The 24,222-nt window shown below is 59.2% G+C and carries 20 protein-coding genes; 13 read left to right on the forward strand and 7 right to left on the reverse strand.

Translation table 11 applies throughout. From position 1 onward, the window contains the following. Nucleotides 1-39: 39 nt before the first annotated feature. Nucleotides 40-774 (reverse strand): phosphoadenylyl-sulfate reductase, encoded by a 735-nt coding sequence (locus NAV32_RS11310; protein WP_256052897.1) that lies wholly within the window; start codon nt 772-774, stop codon nt 40-42. 185 nt (nt 775-959) lie between these two features. Here NAV32_RS11310 and thrH point away from each other — a divergent pair, with 185 nt between their 5' ends. Beyond that, nucleotides 960-1,577: a bifunctional phosphoserine phosphatase/homoserine phosphotransferase ThrH gene (thrH, locus tag NAV32_RS11315; protein WP_256052898.1), complete on the forward strand. Its 618-nt coding sequence runs from the start codon at nt 960-962 to the stop codon at nt 1,575-1,577. Between the two features lie 151 nt (nt 1,578-1,728). Here the strand turns inward: thrH and pabB are convergent, their stop codons facing one another. Genes pabB through NAV32_RS11335 form a run of 4 tightly spaced genes read right to left on the reverse strand, consistent with a single transcriptional unit; the run spans nt 1,729 to nt 6,187 of the window. After that, nucleotides 1,729-3,081: an aminodeoxychorismate synthase component I gene (gene pabB / locus NAV32_RS11320; RefSeq protein ID WP_256052900.1), complete on the reverse strand. Its 1,353-nt coding sequence runs from the start codon at nt 3,079-3,081 to the stop codon at nt 1,729-1,731. Between the two features lie 51 nt (nt 3,082-3,132). Next, nucleotides 3,133-4,116 carry an alpha-L-glutamate ligase-like protein gene (locus NAV32_RS11325; RefSeq protein ID WP_256052901.1) on the reverse strand — a complete coding sequence of 328 codons (984 nt, stop codon included), beginning with the start codon at nt 4,114-4,116 and terminating at the stop codon, nt 3,133-3,135. 3 nt (nt 4,117-4,119) lie between these two features. Then, a complete protein-coding gene (locus NAV32_RS11330) occupies nt 4,120-5,646 on the reverse strand; it encodes an inactive transglutaminase family protein (protein ID WP_256052902.1) in 1,527 nt (508 codons plus the stop codon). 4 nt (nt 5,647-5,650) lie between these two features. Beyond that, nucleotides 5,651-6,187: an ATP-dependent zinc protease gene (locus tag NAV32_RS11335; RefSeq protein WP_256052903.1), complete on the reverse strand. Its 537-nt coding sequence runs from the start codon at nt 6,185-6,187 to the stop codon at nt 5,651-5,653. A 282-nt stretch (nt 6,188-6,469) separates the two neighbouring features. Here NAV32_RS11335 and NAV32_RS11340 point away from each other — a divergent pair, with 282 nt between their 5' ends. The 5 genes from NAV32_RS11340 (at nt 6,470) to prpF (ending at nt 13,322) form a co-directional block, all read left to right on the forward strand. After that, nucleotides 6,470-7,195, forward strand: coding sequence for a GntR family transcriptional regulator (locus tag NAV32_RS11340; protein WP_256052904.1), 726 nt, complete (start codon nt 6,470-6,472; stop codon nt 7,193-7,195). Then, nucleotides 7,192-8,079, forward strand: coding sequence for a methylisocitrate lyase (prpB, locus tag NAV32_RS11345; RefSeq protein WP_256052905.1), 888 nt, complete (start codon nt 7,192-7,194; stop codon nt 8,077-8,079). Before NAV32_RS11340 ends, prpB begins: the two co-directional genes overlap by 4 nt. A gap of 95 nt (nt 8,080-8,174) precedes the next feature. Further along, the gene (prpC, locus tag NAV32_RS11350) at nt 8,175-9,302 is read left to right on the forward strand and encodes a bifunctional 2-methylcitrate synthase/citrate synthase (RefSeq protein WP_256052906.1); all 1,128 of its coding nucleotides are present in this window, start codon (nt 8,175-8,177) and stop codon (nt 9,300-9,302) included. A 74-nt stretch (nt 9,303-9,376) separates the two neighbouring features. Beyond that, nucleotides 9,377-11,980 carry a Fe/S-dependent 2-methylisocitrate dehydratase AcnD gene (gene acnD, locus NAV32_RS11355; protein WP_256052907.1) on the forward strand — a complete coding sequence of 868 codons (2,604 nt, stop codon included), beginning with the start codon at nt 9,377-9,379 and terminating at the stop codon, nt 11,978-11,980. Nucleotides 11,981-12,134: 154 nt separating this feature from the next. Next, the gene (prpF, locus tag NAV32_RS11360; protein WP_256052908.1) at nt 12,135-13,322 is read left to right on the forward strand and encodes a 2-methylaconitate cis-trans isomerase PrpF; all 1,188 of its coding nucleotides are present in this window, start codon (nt 12,135-12,137) and stop codon (nt 13,320-13,322) included. A gap of 70 nt (nt 13,323-13,392) precedes the next feature. On the opposite strand, the gene ppsR is transcribed toward prpF, so the two are convergent. Continuing rightward, a complete protein-coding gene (ppsR, locus tag NAV32_RS11365; protein WP_256052910.1) occupies nt 13,393-14,211 on the reverse strand; it encodes a posphoenolpyruvate synthetase regulatory kinase/phosphorylase PpsR in 819 nt (272 codons plus the stop codon). Between the two features lie 154 nt (nt 14,212-14,365). On the opposite strand from ppsR, the gene ppsA reads away from it, so the two are divergent. The 7 genes from ppsA to NAV32_RS11400 all read left to right on the forward strand — a co-directional run bounded on the left by ppsA (nt 14,366) and on the right by NAV32_RS11400 (nt 21,277). After that, nucleotides 14,366-16,738, forward strand: a complete 2,373-nt coding sequence (gene ppsA / locus NAV32_RS11370) for a phosphoenolpyruvate synthase (RefSeq protein ID WP_256052911.1) — start codon at nt 14,366-14,368, stop codon at nt 16,736-16,738. Nucleotides 16,739-16,802: 64 nt separating this feature from the next. After that, the gene (gene rraA / locus NAV32_RS11375) at nt 16,803-17,291 is read left to right on the forward strand and encodes a ribonuclease E activity regulator RraA (protein WP_256052912.1); all 489 of its coding nucleotides are present in this window, start codon (nt 16,803-16,805) and stop codon (nt 17,289-17,291) included. A gap of 64 nt (nt 17,292-17,355) precedes the next feature. Continuing rightward, on the forward strand, nt 17,356-18,342 hold the full coding sequence (locus tag NAV32_RS11380; RefSeq protein WP_423836426.1) for a CorA family divalent cation transporter: 987 nt from the start codon (nt 17,356-17,358) through the stop codon (nt 18,340-18,342). A 98-nt stretch (nt 18,343-18,440) separates the two neighbouring features. Beyond that, the gene (locus tag NAV32_RS11385; protein WP_256052914.1) at nt 18,441-18,686 is read left to right on the forward strand and encodes a CrfX protein; all 246 of its coding nucleotides are present in this window, start codon (nt 18,441-18,443) and stop codon (nt 18,684-18,686) included. Between the two features lie 2 nt (nt 18,687-18,688). Next, nucleotides 18,689-19,516: a mechanosensitive ion channel family protein gene (locus NAV32_RS11390; protein ID WP_256052915.1), complete on the forward strand. Its 828-nt coding sequence runs from the start codon at nt 18,689-18,691 to the stop codon at nt 19,514-19,516. A gap of 104 nt (nt 19,517-19,620) precedes the next feature. After that, complete coding sequence (gene sigX, locus NAV32_RS11395; protein WP_256052916.1) at nt 19,621-20,187, forward strand: RNA polymerase sigma factor SigX; 567 nt, start codon at nt 19,621-19,623, stop codon at nt 20,185-20,187. Between the two features lie 100 nt (nt 20,188-20,287). Next, nucleotides 20,288-21,277: an OmpA family protein gene (locus NAV32_RS11400; protein WP_256052917.1), complete on the forward strand. Its 990-nt coding sequence runs from the start codon at nt 20,288-20,290 to the stop codon at nt 21,275-21,277. Nucleotides 21,278-21,466: 189 nt separating this feature from the next. Here the strand turns inward: NAV32_RS11400 and acnB are convergent, their stop codons facing one another. Then, nucleotides 21,467-24,076: a bifunctional aconitate hydratase 2/2-methylisocitrate dehydratase gene (gene acnB, locus NAV32_RS11405; RefSeq protein WP_256052918.1), complete on the reverse strand. Its 2,610-nt coding sequence runs from the start codon at nt 24,074-24,076 to the stop codon at nt 21,467-21,469. Between the last annotated feature and the right edge of the window lie 146 nt (nt 24,077-24,222).

Genomic DNA, 24,222 nt, shown 5'->3' on the forward strand with positions numbered 1-24,222 from the left:
GCGAAAGCCGAACGGGTTCGCCCTACGAGGCTTGCCGTCTTATTCCTTGGTGATCAGGTTGCCGGCATGCAGCCCGCATTCCTTCTGCGTGGACTCTTCCCACCACCAGCGGCCTTCGCGTTCGTGCTGGTTGGGTAGCACCGGGCGCGTGCAGGGTTCGCAGCCGATGCTGATGAAGCCGCGTTCGTGCAGGCTGTTGTAGGGAATCTCCAGCATGCGGATATAGCCCCAGACTTCCTCGCTGGTCATCTGTGCCAGCGGGTTGAACTTGTACAGGGTGTGGTCAGGCGTGGAGAACGCGGTATCGATCTCCAGTACCGATACCTGACTGCGCGTGCCGGGGCTCTGGTCGCGACGCTGGCCTGTGGCCCAGGCCCGGACAGTGGCCAGCTTGCGGCGCAACGGTTCGATCTTGCGGATGCCACAGCATTCGCCATGGCCGTCGCGGTAGAAGCTGAACAGGCCTTTCTCGTTAACCATCGACTCCAGCCGCTTCGAGTCCGGCGTCATGATCTGGATGGGAATCTTGTAGTGATCGCGCACCTGCTCAATGAAGCGGTAGGTTTCGCTGTGCAGACGGCCAGTGTCGAGGGTGAACACCTTGACGTTTTTATTCAGCTTCCAGGCCATGTCCAGCAGCACCACGTCTTCGGCGCCGCTGAACGATATCCACAGGTCATCACCAAACAGATCGAACGCCAGCTTGAGAATGTCTTGTGGTGATTTAGCGGCATAGGCTTCGGCCAATGCGGTGACGTCAATGGAGGGGCTCATCGGGCGGCTTCCTTATATGCGGCGCTTCGGCGCTCTGAGGGCGTGGATGGTAGCAAAAGGGATTTATACCGCTAAATAACCTTTAGCTACCGATATTCGGCATTTCGGATATAAGTCCCGCATTGCTTCACCCGTGCCGGGCCGTTAGAGTGCCGCCTTCAAATTCATGCATTTAGGAGTGGCCCGTGGAAATAGCCTGTCTCGACCTGGAAGGTGTGCTGGTTCCGGAAATCTGGATCGCCTTTGCCGAGGCCACCGGAATCGAATCGCTGCGGGCGACCACGCGGGACATTCCCGACTACGACGTGCTGATGAAGCAGCGCCTGCGCATTCTCGATGAACACGGCCTGAAGCTGGCGGATATTCAGAAGGTCATTGCTACCCTGAAGCCGCTGGATGGTGCAGTGGAGTTCGTCGACTGGCTGCGCGAGCGTTTCCAGGTTGTGATCCTTTCGGACACCTTCTACGAGTTCTCTCAGCCACTGATGCGTCAGTTGGGCTTCCCGACACTGCTGTGTCATCGCCTGATCACCGACGATTCGGATCGTGTGGTGGACTATCAGCTGCGTCAGAAGGACCCCAAGCGCCAGTCGGTCCTCGCTTTCAAGAGCCTCTACTACCGCGTGATCGCTGCGGGTGATTCGTACAACGACACCACCATGCTCAGCGAAGCCCATGCCGGTATCCTCTTCCACGCGCCTGACAACGTCATCGCCGAGTTCCCCCAATTCCCGGCGGTGCATACCTTCGGCGAGCTGAAGCAGGAATTCATCAAGGCGTCGAACCGCAAGTTGGCGTTTTAAGGCCACGCTTCACGGTTCACCGAGTGGGGTGTGGTGGATGAAAAAAAACGTCATCTACCCTACGGCTTCAAGCTTTCCAGCGTTGTAGGGTGGACCACGCTTCACCGGTCCACCGAGCGGGGTGTGGTGGATGAAAAAGGCGTCATCCACCCTACGGCTTGAGGCCTTCCAGCGTCTCCAGCAGCACCTTCACCTTGTCGATCGACTCCTGATACTCAGCCTGCCATTGCGAGTCGGCGACGATGCCGCCGCCGCCCCAGCAACTGGCCTGTCCGTCCTGGATGAGCAGGGTGCGAATGGCGATGGAGCTGTCCATTTCCCCGCGCACATCGACATACAGCAGTGAGCCGCAGTAGATGGCGCGGCGGGTAGGTTCCAGCTCATCGATGATCTGCATGGCGCGAATTTTCGGTGCGCCGGTGATCGAGCCGCCGGGAAAGCTGCCAGCCAGCAGGTCGAAGGCGTCCTTGCCTTCAGCCAGGCGCCCGCTGACACAACTGACCAGATGGTGCACGTTGGGATAGCTTTCCAGCGCGAAAAGCTCCGGCACCTGCACGCTGCCGGTCTGACAGCTGCGGCCCAGGTCGTTACGCAGCAGGTCGACGATCATCAGGTTTTCGGCTCGATCCTTTTTGCTTTCGAGCAGCGCCTGCGCCTGTGCGGCGTCGCTTTTTGCATCATGTCCACGAGGGCGCGTGCCCTTGATCGGACGTGTTTCCACTTCGCCCCGGTTCAGGCGTAAAAAACGTTCCGGCGAGAGGCTGGCAATGGCCCCATGCTCCAGCGCCAAAAAGCCTGCGTACGGCGTCGGGCAGATTGCGCGTAGCGCCCGGTAGGCGGCCCACGCATCACCCCGGCAGGCGGCGCGAAAGCGCTGGGCGAAATTCACCTGGTAGCAGTCGCCAGCCTCGATGTACTGCTGGACGCGTTTGATTGCCTGGTGATAGTCATCCGCTGTCAGGTCGGCAACGAAGGGGCTGAGCAGGGCGAAAGCTGCCTCGTTACCCGCAGCCTGGCCAGGTGAGTCGAAGAGGTCGATCAGCCGCTCGCGCTCGGTAGCTGATAGCGCAGGATGGAAGACCAGCTGGCAGCTGTGCTGCTGATGGTCGGTGATCAGTGCCCAGGCATAAAGCCCAAATTGGGCTGTAGGAAAGTCGATGTCAGCCTTTGCCTGCTGCGGCAGCGTTTCCAGCAATCTACCGAAGTCGTAGCTGAGCAAGCCAATCAGCCCACCCATGAAGGGCAGTTCGCAGCTCTCTGGCGCGCAGGCCAAGCCCAGCTGCTGCAATGCTTGGCGTAAACGTTGAAAAAAACCTTCGGCAGACTCTTCCGCAGTGGGTTGCAGCATTTGCTGCGGCCAGGCACTCAACAGATCGTAGCGCCCGCGCTCGGCAACCGGGCAGCCCGAGTCCAGCAGTACGGCGCCTGGTGCGTGGCGGATACGCTCGAACCAGTGTGCGGGATCGGCTTGATAGGGGAGTGGATGGAGCGTGCAGATGGGCATGGGCTGGGTCGATGTGGGGCAGCGCATCGATAAGCGCGCTGCCCGTATGGTTCAGGCGTGGGGCGGCACGTGCCCGAACAATTCCTGGGCGAACTTTACCCGCTCCTCAGGGGTTTCCTTGATGCCTTTGGCCTTGAGTTCTTCCAGGCGAGTTTCCACCGCGTGCGCCCGGTGGGTCAGGCCACAGTCGTTGGCGATCTGAATGTTCAGGCCGGGGCGGGCGTTGAGCTCAAGGATCAGGGGGCCTTTTTCTTCATCAAGCACCATGTCGACACCGATATAACCCAGGCCGCACAGTTCATAGCAGCCAGCAGCAAGCGTCATGAAGCCGTCCCAGTTGGGCAACTGCACGCCGTCCACCGCATTGGTGGTATCTGGATGCTTGGTGATCTTGTTGTTGAGCCAGGTGCCTCGCAGGGTGATGCCTGTCGCCAGGTCGACGCCGACGCCGATGGCGCCCTGATGCAGGTTGGCCTTGCCGCCCGACTGGCGGGTGGGAAGACGCAGCATGGCCATTACCGGATAGCCCATCAGGACGATGATGCGGATGTCCGGTACGCCTTCATAGCTGATGCTCTTGAAGATCGGATCGGGTGTTACCCGGTACTCGATCAGGGCACGGTCACGGTGCCCGCCCAGCGAGTACAGCCCGGTGAGGATGTTGGAGATCTGATGCTCGATTTCATCATGGGTGATGATCTTGCCGGATACCGTGCGATAGCGGCCCTCGAAGCGATCGGCGATCACCAGGATGCCATCGCCGCCGGCGCCCTGGGCCGGCTTGACGACGAAGTCTGCGTGGTCCTTGACGATGTCCTTGAGCTTCTCGATGTCCTTTTCGGTCTCGATGACGCCGTACATTTCCGGCACATCGATCCCGGCCGCTATGGCGCGTTCCTTGGTGATGATCTTGTCATCGACGATCGGATACAGGTTGCGTTTGTTGTACTTGAGCACGTAATCCGCGTTGCGGCGGTTGATGCCCATGATGCCCTTGGCTTCCAGGGCCTTCCACGTCTTGATCAGACCGAACATGGCTCAATCCTTCAGAAAGGCTTTGAAACGGAACAGTTCGGTCAGGCGATAGCCGCGATAGCGACCCATTGCCAGCATGAAGCCCACCATTATCAGCAGTACCGCCGGGAAGGTGAAGATGAAGTAGGTCAGCTCTGGAATGTTCATCAGCATGAACGACAGGCTGGCCGCTATCAGCGTGCCGACTGCCACCTTGAAGGCATGACCGCCGCCACGCTCTTCCCAAGTGATGGACAGACGCTCGATGGTCATGGTCAGGATCACCATCGGGAACAGCGAAACCGAGAGACCGCGTTCCAGGCCGAGCTTATGGCTGAACAGGCTGATTATCGCGATCAGTACCACTACAAATGTCAGCACCACTGAAAGGCGGGGCAACATCTGCAATTTCAGGTGCTCGAGATACGAGCGCAGCGACAGGCCCAGCGCGGTGATCACGGTAAAGAGAATGATGCCGAAGCCGATCTGTGTTTCGCGGAAGGCGAGAGCGATCAGTACCGGGGTGAAGGTGCCGAGGGTCTGCAGGCCACCGAGGTTGCGCAGGATCAGGATCACCAGTACGCCGATGGGGATCATGATCATGATCTGGTAGGTCTGCTGGGTCTGCAGTGGCAGGCCGTAAAGCGAGTATTCGAGGAAGTCCGCGTCGGTGTTCGCGTCGGTCAGCTTGGCCAGACGGATGGCGTTCATCTCACTGCTGTTGAGGGTGAAGGTCACCTGCGGGTTGCGACCGCCCTCCAGGCTGACCAATGGTTCGTCACCCGTCCACCAGACCAGACGGTCCTGCGGCAGGCCCTGTTCGCCGGTTTCTGGGTTGAAGTACAGCCACTTGTCACCGTTGAAGCTGCGCAGCCAGAGTTCCGGTGTTTGCGCTACGTCGGACAGCAGTCGCACCGTATGCACGCGCTCCATGGGCACATGGGCAATGGAGAGCAGCAGATCGATCACGCGGGCTTTGTTCGCTGTAGCCGAGTCACCGCCCAACAGCAGCCTCACGTTGTCATCATTGACATTGTTAACACGCTTGATGGCTTCACTGATGAAGGTTTCGACGTCCGCCGAGTGCTGGCGAATCGGCGAAAGCAGCGCTTCGGCAGCGATCTTCTCGGCGCCTTCGACCGGGATGCTGTCACGGAAGATCGGGCCGGTGGCCTTGGTTTGCTCGCCGCTGTAGCGCTTGGTCAGCACCAGGCGGTAGTAGAGCGTCTGCTTGCCGTTGACGCGGCGAGCAGACCAGGTGACCCGGCGGTTGCCGTCGGCGCGGTTGATGCTCACGCCATAGTTGTTGGAAATGAAGCTTTCGTTGAGGCTGACGAATTCCTGGTTCAGCGGTGGTACGTACATCTGCAGCTTGACCGGTTCACGCGGATTGGCCTGGAACTCGACCTTGGCATCGATATTCCACAGGTCATCGGTTTCGTCTTCGGTAACCGGAATGCCGAGGATGAAGATCTGGTAGGCCGTTATGGCAATGCCCAGCGTGACGAGCAGGAAGATCAGAACTTTCAGATGCAGGGTTAGCGCGCGCATGGGGTTACTCGTCAGCGTCGGATTCGGTGATGCAGCCGGGTTTGCCGGCGACGTAGGTAAGGCTTGGGTCGACAAGTGCACCAAAGCGGGTCAGTGCATCGGAACCAATAAGAAGTGGGTATTGGAAAGCGGTACGGTCGGTGAGGTTCACTTCTATGGTGCGCTTTGCCTTGCCCATGCACAGGTCGAGCTCGATGACGGGGCGTGCCGTGTAGGTTTTCTCTTCTTCAGGGTCAAAGTCCCCTGCACGGCGCTTGATCTTGCTGATGCGTGCCAGTGGGCGCTCGATGGGGTGACTGTGTGCACTGTCGATGGCCAGATAAAAGCGAACCCAGGCCTCGCCGTCACGCTTGAAGCGGGTGATGTCGCTTGCGCTGAGCGAAGCCGTCTGGGCACCGGTATCGAGCTTGGCGGGGACTTCAAGGCCGAAGTCAGGCAGCGCCACATGTTCATTCAGTCCATAAATGGTCTTGTCGGCGGCCAGGCCAATCGCGGGCGATAAACATGCGCAGAGCAGCAGGGAGTAGGCTTTGACTCTCATGGAACCTGTTGTCTTCGAGGATTGGAAAACGAAATGGCCGGAATCAGCCCATGCTTTTGTCATTATTGCAGCAGGCGGGCGCCGACACTGCGAAGGCCAGCATTCTAGCATGCTGATTTCAGGGTCGCGACAGCGTAACCGGGCGGCCGTGGTGTAAACCCCTTGCTGGGTTTGCAATCTCCGACTTTAGTCATATTGTTGACAATTGTGCCTCTGATGATTTGACTGCTTGGCGATCAGGGCGTAATTTGCTGCCATTGAAACGGTCAAGTGTTGACAATCATGCTCGATACACTGGAATTCCCTTCGGCTATACAGCAAGCGGACAGCGGTACGTTGTCCGAGCATGTGTTCCGACTGATTCAGGCAGCCATCGTCAAGGGTGAGATTGCTCCGGGCAGCAAGATTTCCGAGCCGGAGCTGGCGCGAACCTATGGCATCAGCCGCGGGCCGTTGCGCGAGGCGATCCACCGCCTCGAAGGGCAGAAGCTGCTGGTGCGCATTCCCCATGTGGGTGCCCGAGTGGTCTCCCTCAGCCACGCCGAGCTGATCGAGCTCTATGAAATCCGCGAGTCACTGGAAGGCATGGCCTGCCGGCTGGCTGCCGAACGCATGAGCGAGGTCGAAATCGAAGAGCTGCGCCGCGTGCTGGGTACGCACGAGCGCGACGAAGCCTTCCAGGCGGGCGTTGGTTACTACCAGCAGGAAGGCGATTTCGACTTTCATTACCGGATCATTCAGGGCAGTGGCAACCGCACACTGGCCAAGCTGCTGTGCGACGAGCTCTACCAGCTGGTGCGCATGTACCGCATCCAGTTCTCCACCACGCCCAACCGGCCGCATCAGGCCTTCGCCGAACATCACCGCATCCTCGATGCCATCGCCGAACGCGATGGTGAACTGGCGGAGCTGCTGATGCGCCGCCATATCGCCGCTTCCAAGCGCAATGTTGAGCGCCACTTCAAGGGCGCTCTTGAACACACACCATATGAAAGGGGTAATGCATGACTCTTCCTTCTGCCGGTCAGCGTTTCCGTGACGCCGTGGCCAGTGAGCATCCGCTGCAGGTCGTGGGCGCGATCAATGCCAACCATGCGTTGCTGGCCAAGCGTGCCGGCTTCAAGGCCATCTACCTTTCTGGTGGTGGGGTTGCAGCAGGTTCTCTGGGCCTGCCGGATTTGGGTATCACCGGGTTGGACGACGTGCTGACCGATGTGCGCCGCATCACCGATGTCTGCGATCTGCCTCTGCTGGTGGACGTCGACACCGGTTTCGGTTCTTCGGCCTTCAACGTGGCGCGTACCGTCAAGTCGATGATCAAGTTCGGTGCCGCTGCGATTCACATCGAGGATCAGGTCGGAGCCAAGCGCTGCGGCCACCGTCCGAACAAGGAAATCGTCTCTCAGCAGGAAATGGTCGACCGCATCAAGGCCGCCGTCGATGCGCGTACCGATGACAGCTTTGTGATCATGGCGCGTACCGATGCGCTGGCCGTCGAAGGTCTGAATTCCGCGTTGGACCGTGCCGCTGCCTGCATCGAGGCTGGTGCCGACATGATCTTCCCGGAAGCCATTACCGAGCTGGACATGTACAAAGTCTTCGCCGACCGCGTCAAAGCACCGATTCTGGCCAACATCACCGAGTTCGGCGCTACTCCGCTGTACACCACCGAACAGCTGGCCTCCGTGGATGTATCGCTGGTGCTCTACCCGTTGTCGGCGTTCCGTGCGATGAACAAGGCGGCCGAGAATGTCTACACCGCGCTGCGCCGCGATGGCACCCAGGCGAATGTGATCGACACCATGCAGACCCGCATGGAGTTGTACGATCGCATCAACTACCACGCCTTCGAGCAGAGCCTCGATGCGCTGTTCGCTCAGAAGAAGAACTGAGTGATAGCCGGCCCGGCGGCCATGCAGCCGGGATCGGCGGGTCTTCATCGATTCATTTTGCGATATCCCGAATAAATCCAATAAGGAGATAACCAATGGCTGAAGCAAAAGTACTGACCGGAGCAGGTCTTCGCGGTCAGATCGCAGGACAGACTGCCCTATGTACCGTTGGCAAGACTGGCGCAGGTCTGACCTACCGTGGCTACGACGTACGCGATCTGGCCGCTGAGTGCGATTTCGAAGAAGTGGCCTACTTGCTGTTCTACGGTGAACTGCCCACCGTTGAACAACTGGCTGCCTACAAGGCCCGCCTGAAGACTCTGCGTGACCTTCCGCAAACGCTCAAGGAAGTGCTGGAACGTATTCCGGCTAGCGCCCACCCGATGGACGTCATGCGCACCGGCACCTCCATGCTCGGCAACCTGGAGCCTGAAGAGAGCTTCGAGCAGCAGCGCGATGTCGCCGAGCGCCTGATGGCGGCCTTCCCAGCGATGATGTGCTACTGGTACCGCTTTAGCCACGACGGCGTTCGCATCGAATGCACCAGCGATGAAGACACCCTGGGCGGCCATTTCCTCGCGCTGCTGCACGGCAAGAAGCCGAGCGATCTGCACGTCAAGGTAATGAACGTTTCACTGATTCTTTACGCAGAGCACGAGTTCAACGCCTCGACGTTCACGGGGCGCGTCTGCGCCTCGACGCTGTCCGACCTTTATTCCTGCATAACTGGCGCCATCGGTTCGCTGCGCGGCCCGCTGCATGGCGGGGCCAACGAAGCGGCCATGGACATGATCGAGCAGTGGAACTCGCCGGAAGAAGCCCGCGAAGCCATCCTCGGCATGCTGGAGCGCAAGGACAAGATCATGGGCTTCGGTCACGCCATCTACAGCGTTTCCGATCCGCGTAACGAAGTTATCAAGGTCTGGGCCAAGCAGCTGGCTGATGAAGTCGGCGACACCGTGCTCTACCCGGTATCGGTGGCGGTCGATGAGACCATGTGGGAGCAGAAGAAGCTCTTCCCCAACGCCGACTTCTACCACGCCTCGGCCTATCACTTCATGGGCATTCCCACCAAGCTGTTCACGCCGATCTTCGTCTGCTCGCGCGTAACCGGCTGGGCTTCCCATGTGTTTGAACAACGTGGCAACAACCGGATCATTCGGCCAAGCGCCGACTACGTCGGTCCGGAGCAGCGCAAGGTAGTACCGATCGCCGAGCGTTGATCGGAAAAGGGGAGGTCTGCAAAGGCTTCCCCTTCCTTGCTTCATGAAACATCACTGGATTGAGTTCTTCCGGCATGAATACAGAACACCGCAAACCTCTGCCCGGCACCCTGCTTGATTATTTCGACACCCGCGCGGCGGTCGAAGCCATCCAGCCCGGCGCCTACGACAAACTGCCCTATACCTCTCGCGTGCTGGCTGAGCAGCTGGTGCGTCGCTGCGATTCGACTCTGCTGAGCGATTCGCTCAAGCAGCTCATCGAGCGCCGGCAGGACCTGGATTTCCCCTGGTACCCGGCTCGCGTGGTGTGCCATGACATCCTCGGCCAGACCGCTCTGGTGGACCTCGCCGGCCTGCGTGATGCGATTGCCGAGCAGGGTGGTGATCCGTCCAAGGTCAACCCGGTGGTGCCGACCCAGCTGATCGTCGATCACTCGCTGGCGGTAGAGCATGCCGGTTTCGATCCGGAGGCCTTCGAGAAGAACCGTGCCGTTGAAGAACGTCGCAACGAAGACCGTTTCCACTTCATCGAGTGGACCAAGACTGCATTCAAGAATGTCGACGTGATTCCTGCTGGCAACGGGATCATGCACCAGATCAATCTGGAAAAGATGAGCCCGGTGATCCAGGCGCGCGGCGGCGTGGCCTTCCCCGATACCTGCGTTGGCACCGACTCGCACACCCCCCACGTGGATGCCCTGGGCGTGATTGCCATCGGTGTCGGCGGCCTGGAAGCTGAAACCGTGATGCTTGGTCGTCCGTCCATGATGCGCCTGCCTGATATCGTCGGCGTCAAGCTGACTGGCAAACGTCAGCCGGGCATCACCGCCACTGACATCGTCCTGGCCTTGACCGAGTTTCTGCGTCAGGAGCGTGTGGTCGGTGCCTGGGTCGAATTTTTCGGCGAGGGTGCAGACAGCCTGTCCATCGGCGACCGCGCCACCATTTCCAACATGTGCCCCGAGTACGGTGCGACGGCGGCGATGTTCTACATCGACCAACAGACCATCGAATACCTCAAGTTGACCGGTCGTGAGCCGGAGCAGGTCGCGCTGGTCGAGAATTACGCCCGTACCACTGGCCTCTGGGCCGATGCATTGAAGACCGCAGAATACGAGCGCGTGCTGTCGTTCGACCTGTCCAGTGTCGTGCGCAACATGGCCGGCCCGAGCAACCCGCACCGTCGCCTGCCTACCAGTGCGCTGAACGAGCGCGGCATCGCCGACGAGGCCAAGCTGGCAGCCGGCAAGGTTGAAGAGAGCGAAGGCCTGATGCCCGATGGCGCAGTGATTATCGCCGCCATCACCAGCTGCACCAACACATCCAACCCGCGCAACGTGGTCGCTGCCGGTCTGGTGGCGAAGAAGGCCAACGAACTGGGGCTGCTGCGCAAACCCTGGGTCAAGACGTCCTTCGCGCCTGGTTCCAAGGTAGCCAAGCTGTATCTGGAAGACTCCGGCCTGTTGCCGGAACTGGAAAAGCTCGGCTTTGGCATCGTCGGCTACGCTTGCACCACCTGCAACGGCATGTCCGGTGCGCTTGATCCGGTGATCCAGCAGGAAATCATCGACCGTGACCTGTACGCCACGGCCGTCCTGTCCGGCAACCGCAACTTCGATGGCCGTATTCACCCTTATGCCAAGCAGGCCTTCCTTGCCTCGCCGCCGCTGGTGGTCGCCTATGCCATCGCCGGCACCGTGCGCTTCGACATCGAGCAGGACGTACTGGGGCATGACACCCAGGGCAACCCCGTCACCCTGAAGGACCTGTGGCCGAGCGACGAGGAAATCGACACCATCGTCGCCGCCTCGGTGAAGCCCGAGCAGTTCCGCCAGATCTACATCCCCATGTTTGATCTTGGAACGGTGGAAGAGGCCGAAAGCCCGCTGTACGACTGGCGCCCGATGTCCACCTACATCCGCCGTCCGCCGTACTGGGAAGGTGCGTTGGCCGGAGAGCGCAGCCTCAAGGGCATGCGCCCACTGGCGGTGCTGCCGGACAACATCACCACCGACCACCTGTCGCCATCCAACGCCATCCTGCTGGACAGCGCTGCCGGCGAATATCTGCACAAGATGGGCTTGCCGGAAGAGGACTTCAACTCCTACGCCACCCACCGCGGCGACCACCTGACGGCGCAGCGTGCAACCTTCGCCAACCCGCAGCTGATCAACGAGATGGCGGTGGTCGATGGGCAGGTGAAGAAGGGTTCCCTGGCGCGCGTCGAGCCGGAAGGGCAGGTGATGCGCATGTGGGAAGCCATCGAAACCTACATGAACCGCAAGCAGCCACTGATCATCATCGCCGGCGCTGACTATGGTCAGGGTTCGTCCCGCGACTGGGCGGCCAAGGGTGTACGCCTTGCCGGTGTGGAGGCCATCGTCGCCGAAGGCTTCGAGCGTATCCACCGCACCAACCTGGTGGGCATGGGCGTACTGCCGCTGGAGTTCAAGCCAGGCACAGACCGCAAGACCTTGGAAATCGATGGTACCGAAACCTTCGATGTACTCGGCGAGCGCACCCCGCGTGCCGAGCTGACGCTGGTCATTCGTCGTCGTAACGGCGAAACCCTCGAGGTGCCGGTGATCTGCCGTCTGGACACGGCTGATGAAGTCTCCGTCTACGATGCGGGTGGCGTGCTGCAGCGTTTTGCCAAGGACTTCCTCGGCCAGGCCTGAACACGCCGTAGGGTGGATGTCGTTTCTTACATCCACCGCGCCACCGCTCGGTGGTCCGCCACCGGGTGGATCGATAAAGCGTGATCCACCCTACGCCTGCACTCCATTTCCGTTGCCGCCGCTTGGCGGCAACGTTTCATGAGGATTCGTTTTCATGGCACATGCACCCCAGATCAAGATTCCCGCCACCTACCTGCGCGGTGGTACCAGCAAGGGCGTGTTCTTCCGCCTGCAGGACCTGCCCGAGCGTTGCCAGGTGCCGGGCGAAGCACGTGACAGGCTGTTCATGCGCGTGATCGGCAGCCCCGACCCCTATGCTGCGCATATCGACGGCATGGGAGGCGCCACCTCGAGTACCAGCAAGTGCGTGATCCTGTCGAAAAGCAGTCAGCCAGACCATGACGTGGATTACCTCTACGGTCAGGTCTCCATCGACAAGCCGTTCCTCGACTGGAGCGGCAACTGCGGCAACCTCTCCACCGGTGCGGGCGCCTTCGCAATCCATGCCGGACTGGTCGATCCGGCGCGGATTCCCGAGAGCGGCACCTGCGTGGTGCGCATCTGGCAGGCCAACATCCAGAAAACCATCATTGCCCATGTGCCGGTCAGCAACGGCCAGGTACAGGAAACCGGCGATTTCGAGCTGGACGGTGTGACCTTCCCGGCGGCAGAGATCGTGCTGGAGTTCCTCGATCCGTCTGATGATGGCGAGGAGGGTGGCTCGATGTTTCCTACCGGCAATCTCGTCGACGACCTGGAGGTGCCGGGCATCGGTAATCTCAAAGCCACGATGATCAGCGCTGGTATCCCCACCGTGTTCGTCAACGCCGAGGACATCGGCTACCAGGGCACCGAGCTGCGTGAGGACATCAACGGCAATCCCGAGGCGCTGGCCCGTCTTGAGGCCATCCGCGTCGCCGGTGCGTTGCGCATGGGCCTTATCAAGACGCCTGATGAGGCACTGACCCGCCAGCACACGCCGAAAGTCGCCTTCATTTCCAAACCGAAGACCTACGTCGCCTCAAGTGGCAAGACCATTGAAGCTGGCGAGGTGGACCTGCTGGTCCGCGCGCTGTCGATGGGCAAGCTGCACCACGCCATGATGGGCACCTGCGCGGTGGCCATCGGCACGGCAGCAGCGGTGCCGGGCACGTTGGTCAATCTGGCGGCAGGTGGCGGCGGGCGTGAGGCAGTACGCTTCGGGCACCCATCCGGCACCCTGCGTGTCGGCGCCGAGGCACAGCAGATCGATGGCCAGTGGAGCGTGACCAAGGCCATCATGAGTCGCAGCGCGCGGATATTGATGAGTGGCCAGGTACACGTCCCAGGGGATGCGTTCTGACGGCAAACTAGTATGTAAAAAACAAAAAGTCCGCACCTGGCGGACTTTTTGTTGTCTAGCGAAGCGGCGTTTATTTGAATCGCCGTTCGACGCCTTTTTCCACCAGGATCTTGGCGGAGATTTCCTCGACGGAGAAGTGCGTCGAGTTGATGTAATTGATGTTCTCGCGACGGAACAGGCTTTCGACTTCGCGAACCTCGAATTCGCACTGGGCGAAGCTGGCATAGCGGCTGTTGGGTTTGCGCTCGTTGCGGATGGCAGCCAGTCGCTCGGGATCGATGGTCAGGCCGAACAACTTGTCCTTGTAGGTTTTGAGAGAGCTGGGCAGCTGCAGGCGCTCCATGTCGTCTTCGGTCAGCGGGTAGTTGGCCGCGCGAATGCCATACTGCATCGCCATGTAGAGACAGGTGGGCGTTTTGCCGCAGCGCGATACGCCGACGAGGATCAGGTCGGCCTTGTCGTAATGGCGAGTGCGGGCGCCGTCGTCGTTATCGAGGGCGAAGTTCACCGCCTCGATGCGTTCCATGTAGTTGGTGTTGTGGCCAATGGAGTGGGATTTGCCTACGGAATAGGAGGAACGTGACATCAGCTCATGTTCCAGAGGTGCGAGGAACGAGGAAAAGATGTCGATCATGAAGCCGTTGGATTCAGCGAGAATGTCCCGGATTTCCTGGTTGACCAGGGTGTCGAATATGATCGGGCGGGCACCATCGCTTTCCGCTGCTTTATTGATTTGCTGTACCATTGCCCGCGCTTTTTCGGTCGTATCGATGTATGGCCGAGTCAGCTTGGTGAAGTTGATGGTTTCGAACTGTGCCAACAGGCTCTGGCCGAGTGTTTCGGCTGTGATCCCGGTACCGTCGGAGATAAAAAAAGCAGTTCGTTTCATTGCCCTTGGAGCCTTAAGTCGAGAACGCTTCTCAGCTATAGTGAAGGCCCTTGAAGAGCCTCGATTGGCTGGCATTGTCACTTATTTTGCAGAGCCGGGCCACCGTGCCACCTAGGCGCGAACCGAGTTTCCAATACAACGTGGAGAGATCACCTTGGTAGAGTACGTAGTTTCCCTCGATAAGCTCGGCAACCATGATGTTGAGCGTGTAGGGGGCAAGAACGCCTCCCTGGGCGAGATGATCAGCAACCTTGCAGGTGCGGGCGTTTCAGTACCTGGTGGTTTCGCCACTACAGCGCAGGCCTATCGCGACTTCATGGAGCTCAGCGGTCTGAACGAGCAGATCCACGCGCTGCTCGATGCGCTGGATGTGGATGACGTCAATGCCCTGGCCAAGGCCGGTGCGCAGATCCGTGGCTGGGTCATGTCTGCCGAGTTCCCGCCGAAGCTGGACGCCGATATCCGCGCTGCCTTCGCCGAAATGTCCGCTGGCAACGATAATCTGGCCGTTGCGGTGCGCTCCTCGGCAACTGCGGAAGACCTGCCGGATGCTTCCTTCGCTGGCCAGCAGGAAACCTTCCTCAATATTCGAGGCGTGGACAACGTGATCCGCGCCGCCAAGGAGGTATTTGCCTCCCTGTTCAATGACCGCGCCATCGCCTATCGCGTGCATCAGGGCTTCGACCACAAACTGGTCGCCCTGTCAGCTGGCGTTCAGCGCATGGTCCGTTCGGAAACCGGTACTGCAGGCGTGATGTTCACGCTGGATACCGAATCCGGCTTCCGTGACGTGGTATTCATCACTGGCGCCTATGGTCTGGGCGAAACCGTGGTTCAGGGCGCGGTGAATCCCGACGAGTTCTATGTACACAAGCACACCCTCGAGGCGGGTCGCCCGGCCATCCTGCGCCGCAATCTGGGCAGCAAGGCGATCAAGATGGTCTATGGCGCCGAAGCCAGCGCTGGCAAGTCGGTCAAGACTGTCGATGTCGATCAGGCCGAGCGCATGCGCTTCTGCATTACCGATGAGGAGGTCAGTAACCTCGCTCGTCAGGCAATGATCATCGAAAAGCACTACGGTCGCCCGATGGATATCGAGTGGGCCAAGGATGGTGATGACGGTCAGCTGTATATCGTTCAGGCTCGTCCGGAAACCGTCAAAAGCCGTAGCAGCGCGAATGTCATGGAGCGCTACCTGCTGAAGGAAACGGGCACCGTGCTGGTCGAGGGCCGCGCCATTGGTCAGCGCATTGGCGCCGGCCCGGTGAAGATCATTCATGACGTGTCGGAAATGGATAAGGTCCAGCCGGGTGATGTACTGGTATCGGACATGACCGATCCGGACTGGGAGCCAGTGATGAAGCGCGCCAGCGCGATCGTCACCAACCGTGGCGGTCGTACCTGCCACGCAGCAATCATCGCTCGCGAGCTGGGTATTCCGGCAGTCGTGGGCTGCGGTAATGCCACCGAACTGCTGAAAGATGGCCAGCGTGTCACCGTGACCTGTGCCGAAGGCGATACCGGCCTGATCTTCGAGGGCGAACTGGGCTTCGATATCCGCCAGAACTCCATCGACGCCATGCCCGAACTGCCGTTCAAGATCATGATGAACGTCGGCAACCCGGATCGCGCATTCGATTTCGCCCAGCTACCCAACGAAGGCGTTGGTCTGGCTCGCCTGGAATTCATCATCAACCGCATGATCGGCGTGCATCCCAAGGCACTGCTGAATTTTGACGGCCTGCCGCCTGAAGTAAAAAACAGCGTCGAAAAGCGTATTGCCGGCTACGGTGATCCGGTGGATTTCTACGTCGAAAAACTGGTTGAGGGCGTCAGTACCCTGGCTGCGGCGTTCTGGCCGAAAAAAGTCATCGTGCGTCTGTCGGACTTCAAGTCAAACGAATACGCCAACCTGATCGGCGGCAAGCTCTACGAGCCGGAAGAAGAAAACCCGATGCTGGGTTTCCGCGGCGCATCGCGCTACATCAGTGAATCCTTCCGCGACTGCTTTGAGCTGGAATGCCGCGCGATGAGGAAGGTGCGCGATGTGATGGGGTTGACCAACGTCGAGCTGATGGTGCCTTTCGTGCGCACCCTGGGTGAGGCGTCGCAGGTCATCGACATCCTGGGTCAGTTCGGCCTCAAGCGCGGCGAGAATGGCCTGCGCATCATCATGATGTGCGAGCTGCCGTCCAACGCGCTGCTGGCCGACGAGTTCCTCGAGTTCTTCGATGGCTTCTCCATCGGTTCCAACGACATGACCCAGCTGACGCTGGGGCTTGATCGCGACTCGGGCATCATTGCGCACCTCTTCGATGAGCGTAATCCAGCGGTCAAGAAACTGCTGGCCAGCGCCATCGAGGCCTGCAATAAGGCCGGGAAGTATGTCGGCATCTGTGGTCAGGGGCCGTCCGATCATCCGGATCTGGCCAAGTGGCTCATGGAGCAGGGCATTGAGAGCGTTTCGCTGAACCCGGACTCGGTACTCGACACCTGGTTCTTCCTCGCGGATGCCGAGGTCAACTGATCGCACCCAGACAAAAAGGGCGAATTTCGCCCTTTTTCGCACCAGCTACAACAAGGGGAATTCCATGCAATATGTCACGCCTGATCTGTGCGATGCCTACCCTGAGCTGATTCAGGTAGTGGAGCCGATCTTCAGCAACTTCGGTGGTCGCGATTCCTTTGGCGGGCAGATCGTCACGGTCAAGTGCTTCGAGGACAACTCGCTGGTCAAGGAGCAGGTCGAGCTCGATGGTACCGGCAAGGTGATGGTGGTTGATGGTGGCGGTTCGCTGCGTTGCGCCTTGCTGGGTGACATGCTTGCCGAGAAGGCCGCACGTAACGGATGGCACGGGTTGGTTATCTACGGCTGCATCCGCGACGTGGATATCGTCGCGCAGACCGATCTCGGGGTGCAGGCGCTGGCCAGTCATCCCTTGAAGAGCAATAAGCGTGGCGTGGGTGAGTTGAATATCCCAGTGACTTTTTGTGGTGTGACTTTCCGCCCTGGTGACTACCTGTATGCCGATAACAACGGCATCGTGGTGTCACCGGAGGCCTTGAAAATGCCTGATTGAGTTGCGCGTTCGGTCACACAAGCCCGGCTAAGCCGGGCTTTTTGCAATCTGAGAGGAAGCCATGGTGGCTGATGACGAGAGGGGCCTGCTGCACGCCCTGGTGCTGGATGGGCAGGGTGGCGCCCGGCAGCTCATTTATGCGGATCTTGCCTCGCTGGAGTTGGTAGAGGGCGAAAGCCTTTGGCTGCATTGGGATCGCAGCCATACCCAGGCGCAGGCCTGGTTGCGCGAACAGAGTGGTTTGAGCGGTTTCGCCTGTGACGTATTGCTTGAGGAAAACACACGACCGCGATTGCTGCCCTTGCCGGCTGACGAGCTGTTGCTGTTTTTGCGAGGCGTAAATCTGAATCCGGATGCCGAGCCTGAGGATATGGTTTCACTGCGGGTATTCGCTGATGCTCGCAGGGTTATTTCGCTGCGTCTGCGCCCGCTGCGCTCGACAGAATCGGTAATCGAGCAGCTGGCCGCAGGTGTCGGCCCGAAAACGGCGTCCGAGGTGCTGGTCAGCCTTGCGCAGGCATTGACCGATCGAGTGGACGATCTGGTCGCGCTGCTTGCCGAGAAAGTCGATGACGAAGAGGCACGGCTTGAAACCGACCCGCGCTATACGCCTCTGCAGGACAAGATCCTTACGCTACGCCGCCGCGCAGCCAGCCTGCGCCGGTTTCTCCTGCCGCAAAGCGAGATTTACGGGCAGTTGGCGCGCAGGCGGCTTCCCTGGTTCGTCGATGACGATACCGTTTACTGGAACGAGCTGAGTAACCACCTGATCCGGTATCTCGAAGAGTTGGAACTGGTGCGCGAGCGGGCCAATCTGGTACTGGAAGCGGAGGAGCGCCGCATGCGGGAGCGGATGAATCGAACCATGTATCTGCTCGGCATCATTACCGGCTTCTTTCTGCCAATGAGCTTTCTTACCGGCCTGCTTGGTATCAATGTCGGCGGTATTCCCGGCTCGGAGCATCCTTATGGATTTGCCGTGGCATGCAGCCTGATCGCTGCTGTAGCTGTTTTTCAGTGGTGGGTATTCCGCCGCTTGAAATGGGTCTGATGTGACTTTTCCGCGCAGGTGCCGTCTAGGGAAAGTAGCGTTTCGTCGGCTCGCAGCGAAACAGCAATAATCTCCTGATTGGAGTTAACGAGGTGAGCATGGCCGATCCCTTTGAAGAATCCTTGCGCAATATGCTCAATACGCAGTCCGAGCATGACGATGACGCCTGCCTTGACCGGGTCTTGAAAACGGCTAACCGGCAGATCGGCCTAGGTGATCTGTTCGGCCTGATGGGGCACTGGCTGCAAACATTGCTGGTCGTGCTTAGCAGCGGCGCTTCCCGCACCTCAGTTACCACGCCGCTTGATACTTCTCATCCAACTACTCTCGACAAGGCTGATTGATCATGGAGTGGAGCCAAAGTCTGCTGGCAGCAATGAGTGCGCTCTGGGCGCCCATTGCTGCCTTCATTCCCCGCCTGTTTGGTGCGTTGCTGGTTGTCGCGATTGGCTTTCTGGTTGCCAAGTTGCTGGACACCCTGCTGTCCAAAGGACTGGCAAAGCTAGGGCTTGATCGTCTGGTAGCCGGGACGGGCACAACCAAGCTCTTGGGACGTGCAGGTATTCGGGCCCCGATATCGACTCTGATTGGCAGGGTTGTCTACTGGTTCGTGCTGTTGATCTTTCTTGTTTCGGCGGCCGAGTCTCTTGGGCTGGCGCGGGTGTCAGCCACGCTCGATATGCTGGCGCTCTATGTGCCGAAGGTGTTTGGTGCGGGGTTGATCCTGCTTGCCGGTGTGCTGTTGGCCCAATTGGTCAGCGGCCTGGTACGCGGAGCAGCGGAGGGCGTTGGACTCGAATATGCCAGTGGCCTGGGGAGAATCGCCCAGGGGCTGGTAATCATCATCAGCATTTCGGTCGCGATTGGTCAGCTTGAAGTTAAAACCGAGTTGCTCAACTACGTCGTCGCCATCGCCCTTATCTCCGTCGGACTTGCCGTTGCGCTGGCCTTGGGGCTGGGTAGTCGTGAGCTGGTCAGCCAGATTCTTGCCGGCATTTATGTGCGAGAGCTTTACGGAGTAGGGCAGCGCATTCGCCTTGAAGAGCTGGATATAGAAGGTGAGATCGAGGAAATCGGAACAGCGAAGACCTCGCTTTTGACGGACGAGGGTGAGCTGGTCTCGATTGCAAATAGAGTGCTGCTGGAGCAGCGGGTGGACAGCCGGCAGGCTTGATAATCTGTTAAAGTACGCTGCTATCTTCTTTGGTTCTCCATGAATGCTGGCCATGACTTTGACAGCCGGTCCCGAGCGTCTTGACTAAAGCCCACTCACCCACCATGAGCTACGATCCGCGCCAACTTTCAGATGAAGAGTTGGTGCAACGAGCTCATGCCGAGCTGTTTCATATAACGCGCGCATATGAAGAGTTGATGCGACGATATCAGCGCACCCTCTTCAATGTTTGTGCTCGCTATCTGGGAAACGAACGAGACGCCGATGACGTATGTCAGGAGGTGATGCTGAAGGTTTTGTATGGCCTGAAGAACTTCGAGGGAAAATCGAAGTTTAAAACATGGCTATATAGCATTACTTATAACGAGTGTATTACGCAGTATCGCAAGGAGCGCCGCAAACGTCGGCTGCTGGATGCCTTGAGTCTTGATCCGGTCGAGGAGGCTTGCGACGAAACGGCGCCTGTAGTGACTGAGAAGACCGGCCTTGAGCATTGGCTTGTGCATGTAAATCAGATAGATCGTGAGATTCTTGTTTTGCGTTTTGTTGCAGAACTGGAGTTCCAGGAGATCGCTGACATCATGCACATGGGCTTGAGCGCAACGAAGATGCGTTACAAACGGGCGCTCGATAAACTTAGAGAAAAATTTTCCGGGATAATTGAAACTTGATGGCTTGAAGTTGTCATATAGACAGCGAACAGCCTGGGTTTTCAGTTAGCCGGGTTTCCTTAGATTGTTCTGATACAAACCACCAGATGGGGATTTACGGATGAAGCTTAAAAACACCTTGGGCGTTGCGATTGGCTCCCTGATTGCCGCCACTTCTTTCAGCGCGCTGGCTCAGGGCCAAGGCGCCGTTGAGGTGGAAGCATTCGGCAAGCACTATTTCACCGACAGCTCGCGTGACGTGCAACGTGATGGTGAACTATATGGCGCTGGCATCAGCTACTTCCTGACCGAAGATGTGTCGCTTGGCCTGTCCTATGGCGAATACCATGACCTGACCTCCCAGGATCCAGTGGGCGCCGGTGGTCACAAGAATATCAAGGGCAGCCTGACTGCGCTTGATGCTACCTACCACTTCGGTCAACCAGGCGTTGGTCTGCGTCCTTATGTATCCGCTGGCGCTGCTCACCAGAGCATCGGGCAGGCTGATCGTGGTGGCCGTGACAGCAGCACTTTCGCTAACGTTGGAACCGGTCTGAAGTACTACTTCACCGAGAACTTCTTTGCCAAGGCCAGCGTTGATGGCATGTATAACATCGATGCAGACGAAGCCGAGTGGATGGCTGGGCTGGGTGTAGGCCTGAACTTCGGCGGCACCACTCGCCAGGTTGCTCAGGTAGAGCCGACCCCAGAGCCGGCACCGGCTCCGATCGTCGACACCGAGCCAGAGCCAGAACCAGAACTGGTTCGCGTCGAGCTGGATGTGAAGTTCGACTTCGACAAGGCCCGAGTTCGTGAAGAAAGCTACAGCGACATCAAGAACCTGGCTGACTTCATGCAGCAGTACCCGCAAACCAGCACCACTGTTGAAGGTCACACCGACTCCGTAGGTACCGACCAATACAACCAGCGTCTGTCCGAGCGTCGTGCTTCGGCCGTCCGCGAAGTACTGGTCAACCAGTATGGTGTAGAAAGCCAGCGTGTTGATTCGGTTGGCTACGGCGAGTCCCGCCCGGTTGCTGATAACAGCACCGAGGAAGGCCGTCAGATCAACCGTCGCGTTGAAGCTGAAGTAGAAGCTCAGGTTCGCTGATACCTGCCTGAACTGCTGAAACCCGGTCCTGCATAACATGCAGGACCGGGTTTTTTATTGGTGAAAAGATAAGTTTTGATGCATAGCCGGTTTAATCACAGGCATAAAAATGCCCGCATCTTTCGATGCGGGCATTTTTTTCGCTGTCCGAGCTACCGGATCAGGTAGCTCATCTTGCGAGGTTCAGCTTCAGACTTCGAGGACCTGGATCTTGGCCTTCTCCGCAGACTCACGGAATTCGGCGATCTGGTCGAAGCTCAGATAGCGATAGATATCGGCAGACATGGTGTCGATTTCCTTCGCGTACTGCATGTACTCCTCGACAGTCGGCAGTCTGCCGATGATCGAGGCGACCGATGCCAGTTCGGCAGAGGACAGGTACACGTTGGTCGCATCACCCAGACGGTTCGGGAAGTTACGAGTGGAGGTGGATACCACGGTCGAACCGGTCTGTACACGTGCCTGGTTACCCATGCACAGCGAGCAGCCCGGCATTTCCATGCGTGCGCCAGCCTTGCCGTAGATGCCGTAGTAGCCTTCTTCGGTCAGTTGGTGAGCATCCATCTTGGTCGGCGGAGCCAGCCACAGACGGGTTGGAATACCGCCCTTGACCTTCTCCAGCAGCTTGCCGGCAGCACGGAAGTGACCGATGTTGGTCATGCACGAACCGATGAAGACTTCATCGATCTTCTCACCGGCAACGGTGGAGAGCAGTCGGGCATCGTCCGGATCGTTCGGTGCGCACAGGACCGGCTCCTTCACGTCGGCCAGATCGATTTCGATCACGGCAGCGTATTCGGCGTCCTTGTCGGCTTCCAGCAGATTTGGCTTGGCCAGCCAGGCTTCCATCGCCTGGGCGCGACGCTCCAAGGTGCGCGGATCGCCGTAGCCTTCGCTGATCATCCAGCGCAGCAAGGTGATGTTGGACTTCAGGTACTCGGCGATGGCTTCTTCCGGCAGCTTGATGGTGCAGCCGGCTGCGGAACGTTCGGCGGAGGCATCGGACAGCTCGAAGGCTTGTTCAACGGTCAGGTTGTTCAGGCCTTCGATTTCCAGGATGCGACCAGAGAAGATGTTCTTCTTGCCCTTCTTCTCGACAGTCAGCATGCCTTCCTGAATGGCGTAGTAGGGGATGGCATGAACCAGGTCACGCAGGGTGATGCCCGGTTGCATTTCGCCCTTGAAGCGCACCAGTACCGACTCCGGCATGTCCAGCGGCATGACGCCGGTGGCGGCAGCGAAGGCTACCAGACCGGAACCAGCCGGGAAGGAGATGCCCATCGGGAAGCGGGTGTGCGAGTCGCCACCAGTGCCAACGGTATCCGGCAGCAGCATGCGGTTCAGCCAGCTGTGGATGATGCCGTCGCCTGGGCGCAGGGAGACGCCGCCGCGGTTCTGAATGAAGTCCGGCAGCGTGTGATGGGTATTGACATCGATCGGCTTCGGATAGGCTGCAGTGTGGCAGAAGGACTGCATCACCAGGTCAGCGGAGAAGCCCAGGCAGGCCAGGTCTTTCAGCTCGTCGCGGGTCATCGGGCCAGTAGTATCCTGGGAGCCGACGGTGGTCATCTTTGGTTCGCAATAGGTGCCCGGGCGTACGCCCTTGCCTTCTGGGAGACCGCAGGCGCGGCCGACCATCTTCTGTGCCAGGGTGAAGCCCTTGCCGCTGTCAGCCGGAGCAACCGGCATCTTGAACAGGTTGGCCGGGCCAAGACCCAGTTCAGCGCGCGCCTTGTCGGTCAAACCGCGACCGATGATCAGCGGGATACGGCCGCCGGCGCGGACTTCGTCCAGCAGCACGTCAGTTTTCAGTTCAAAGGTGGTGACCAGCTCGTCGCTGCCATGACGGCGTACTTCGCCCTTGTACGGGTACACGTCGATGACGTCGCCCATGGCCAGGTTGGTGCAGTCGAATTCGATCGGCAGGGCGCCAGCGTCTTCCATGGTGTTGTAGAAGATCGGAGCAATCTTGGTGCCGAAGCAGAAACCACCGGCGCGCTTGTTCGGTACGTTCGGGATGTCATCACCGAAGAACCACAGCACGGAGTTGGTGGCGGATTTACGAGAAGAGCCAGTGCCGACCACGTCACCGACGTAGGCAACCGGGAAGCCTTTGGCTTTCAATGCTTCCATCTGCTTGATCGGGCCGACAGAACCGGGAGCGTCGGGCTCGATGCCGTCACGGGCCATCTTCAGCATGGCCAGGGCGTGCAGCGGGATGTCAGGGCGCGACCAGGCATCCGGAGCAGGGGACAGATCGTCGGTGTTGGTTTCGCCGGTCACCTTGAATACGGACAGGGTGATCTTCTCAGCCAGCGCTGGGCGGTTCTGGAACCACTCGCCGTCAGCCCAGGACTGCAGCACGGCCTTGGCGTTGGCATTGCCGGCCTTGGCTTTTTCGGCAACGTCGTGGAAGGCGTCGAACATCAACAGGGTGTGCTTGAGTTGCTCGGCAGTCACACCGGCCAGTTCGGCATCATCCAGCAGCTCGACCAGGGTGGCGATGTTGTAGCCGCCCTGCATTGTGCCCAGCAGCTCAACGGCGCGTTGCTTGTTGATCAGTGGGGAAGTCGCTTCGCCCTTGGCAATGGCGGAGAGGAAACCGGCCTTGACATAGGCAGCTTCGTCGACACCTGCCGGGACGCGATTGGTGATCAGGTCAAGCAGGAAGGCTTCTTCACCTGCCGGTGGGTTTTTCAGCAGTTCGATCAGGCCTGCGGTCTGCTCGGCGTTCAGCGGCTGGGGCACGACGCCCTGGGCGGCACGCTCTTCTACGTGTTTGCGATAGGCTTCAAGCACAGTTTATTACCCTCATCATTGGTCCCTTGGGTGTTTCGGGACGCGCATCCGGAAGCTGTTTTCAAAGTTTTACGTTGGCTTGAGGTGCTGGATGCGCTGGTTAGAGGGATCTGCGCATCCAGCAAGTGGGCCGGTTCAACTGTGCT

Source organism: Stutzerimonas stutzeri (genome assembly GCF_024448695.1).
GTDB classification, from domain to species: domain Bacteria; phylum Pseudomonadota; class Gammaproteobacteria; order Pseudomonadales; family Pseudomonadaceae; genus Stutzerimonas; species Stutzerimonas stutzeri_T.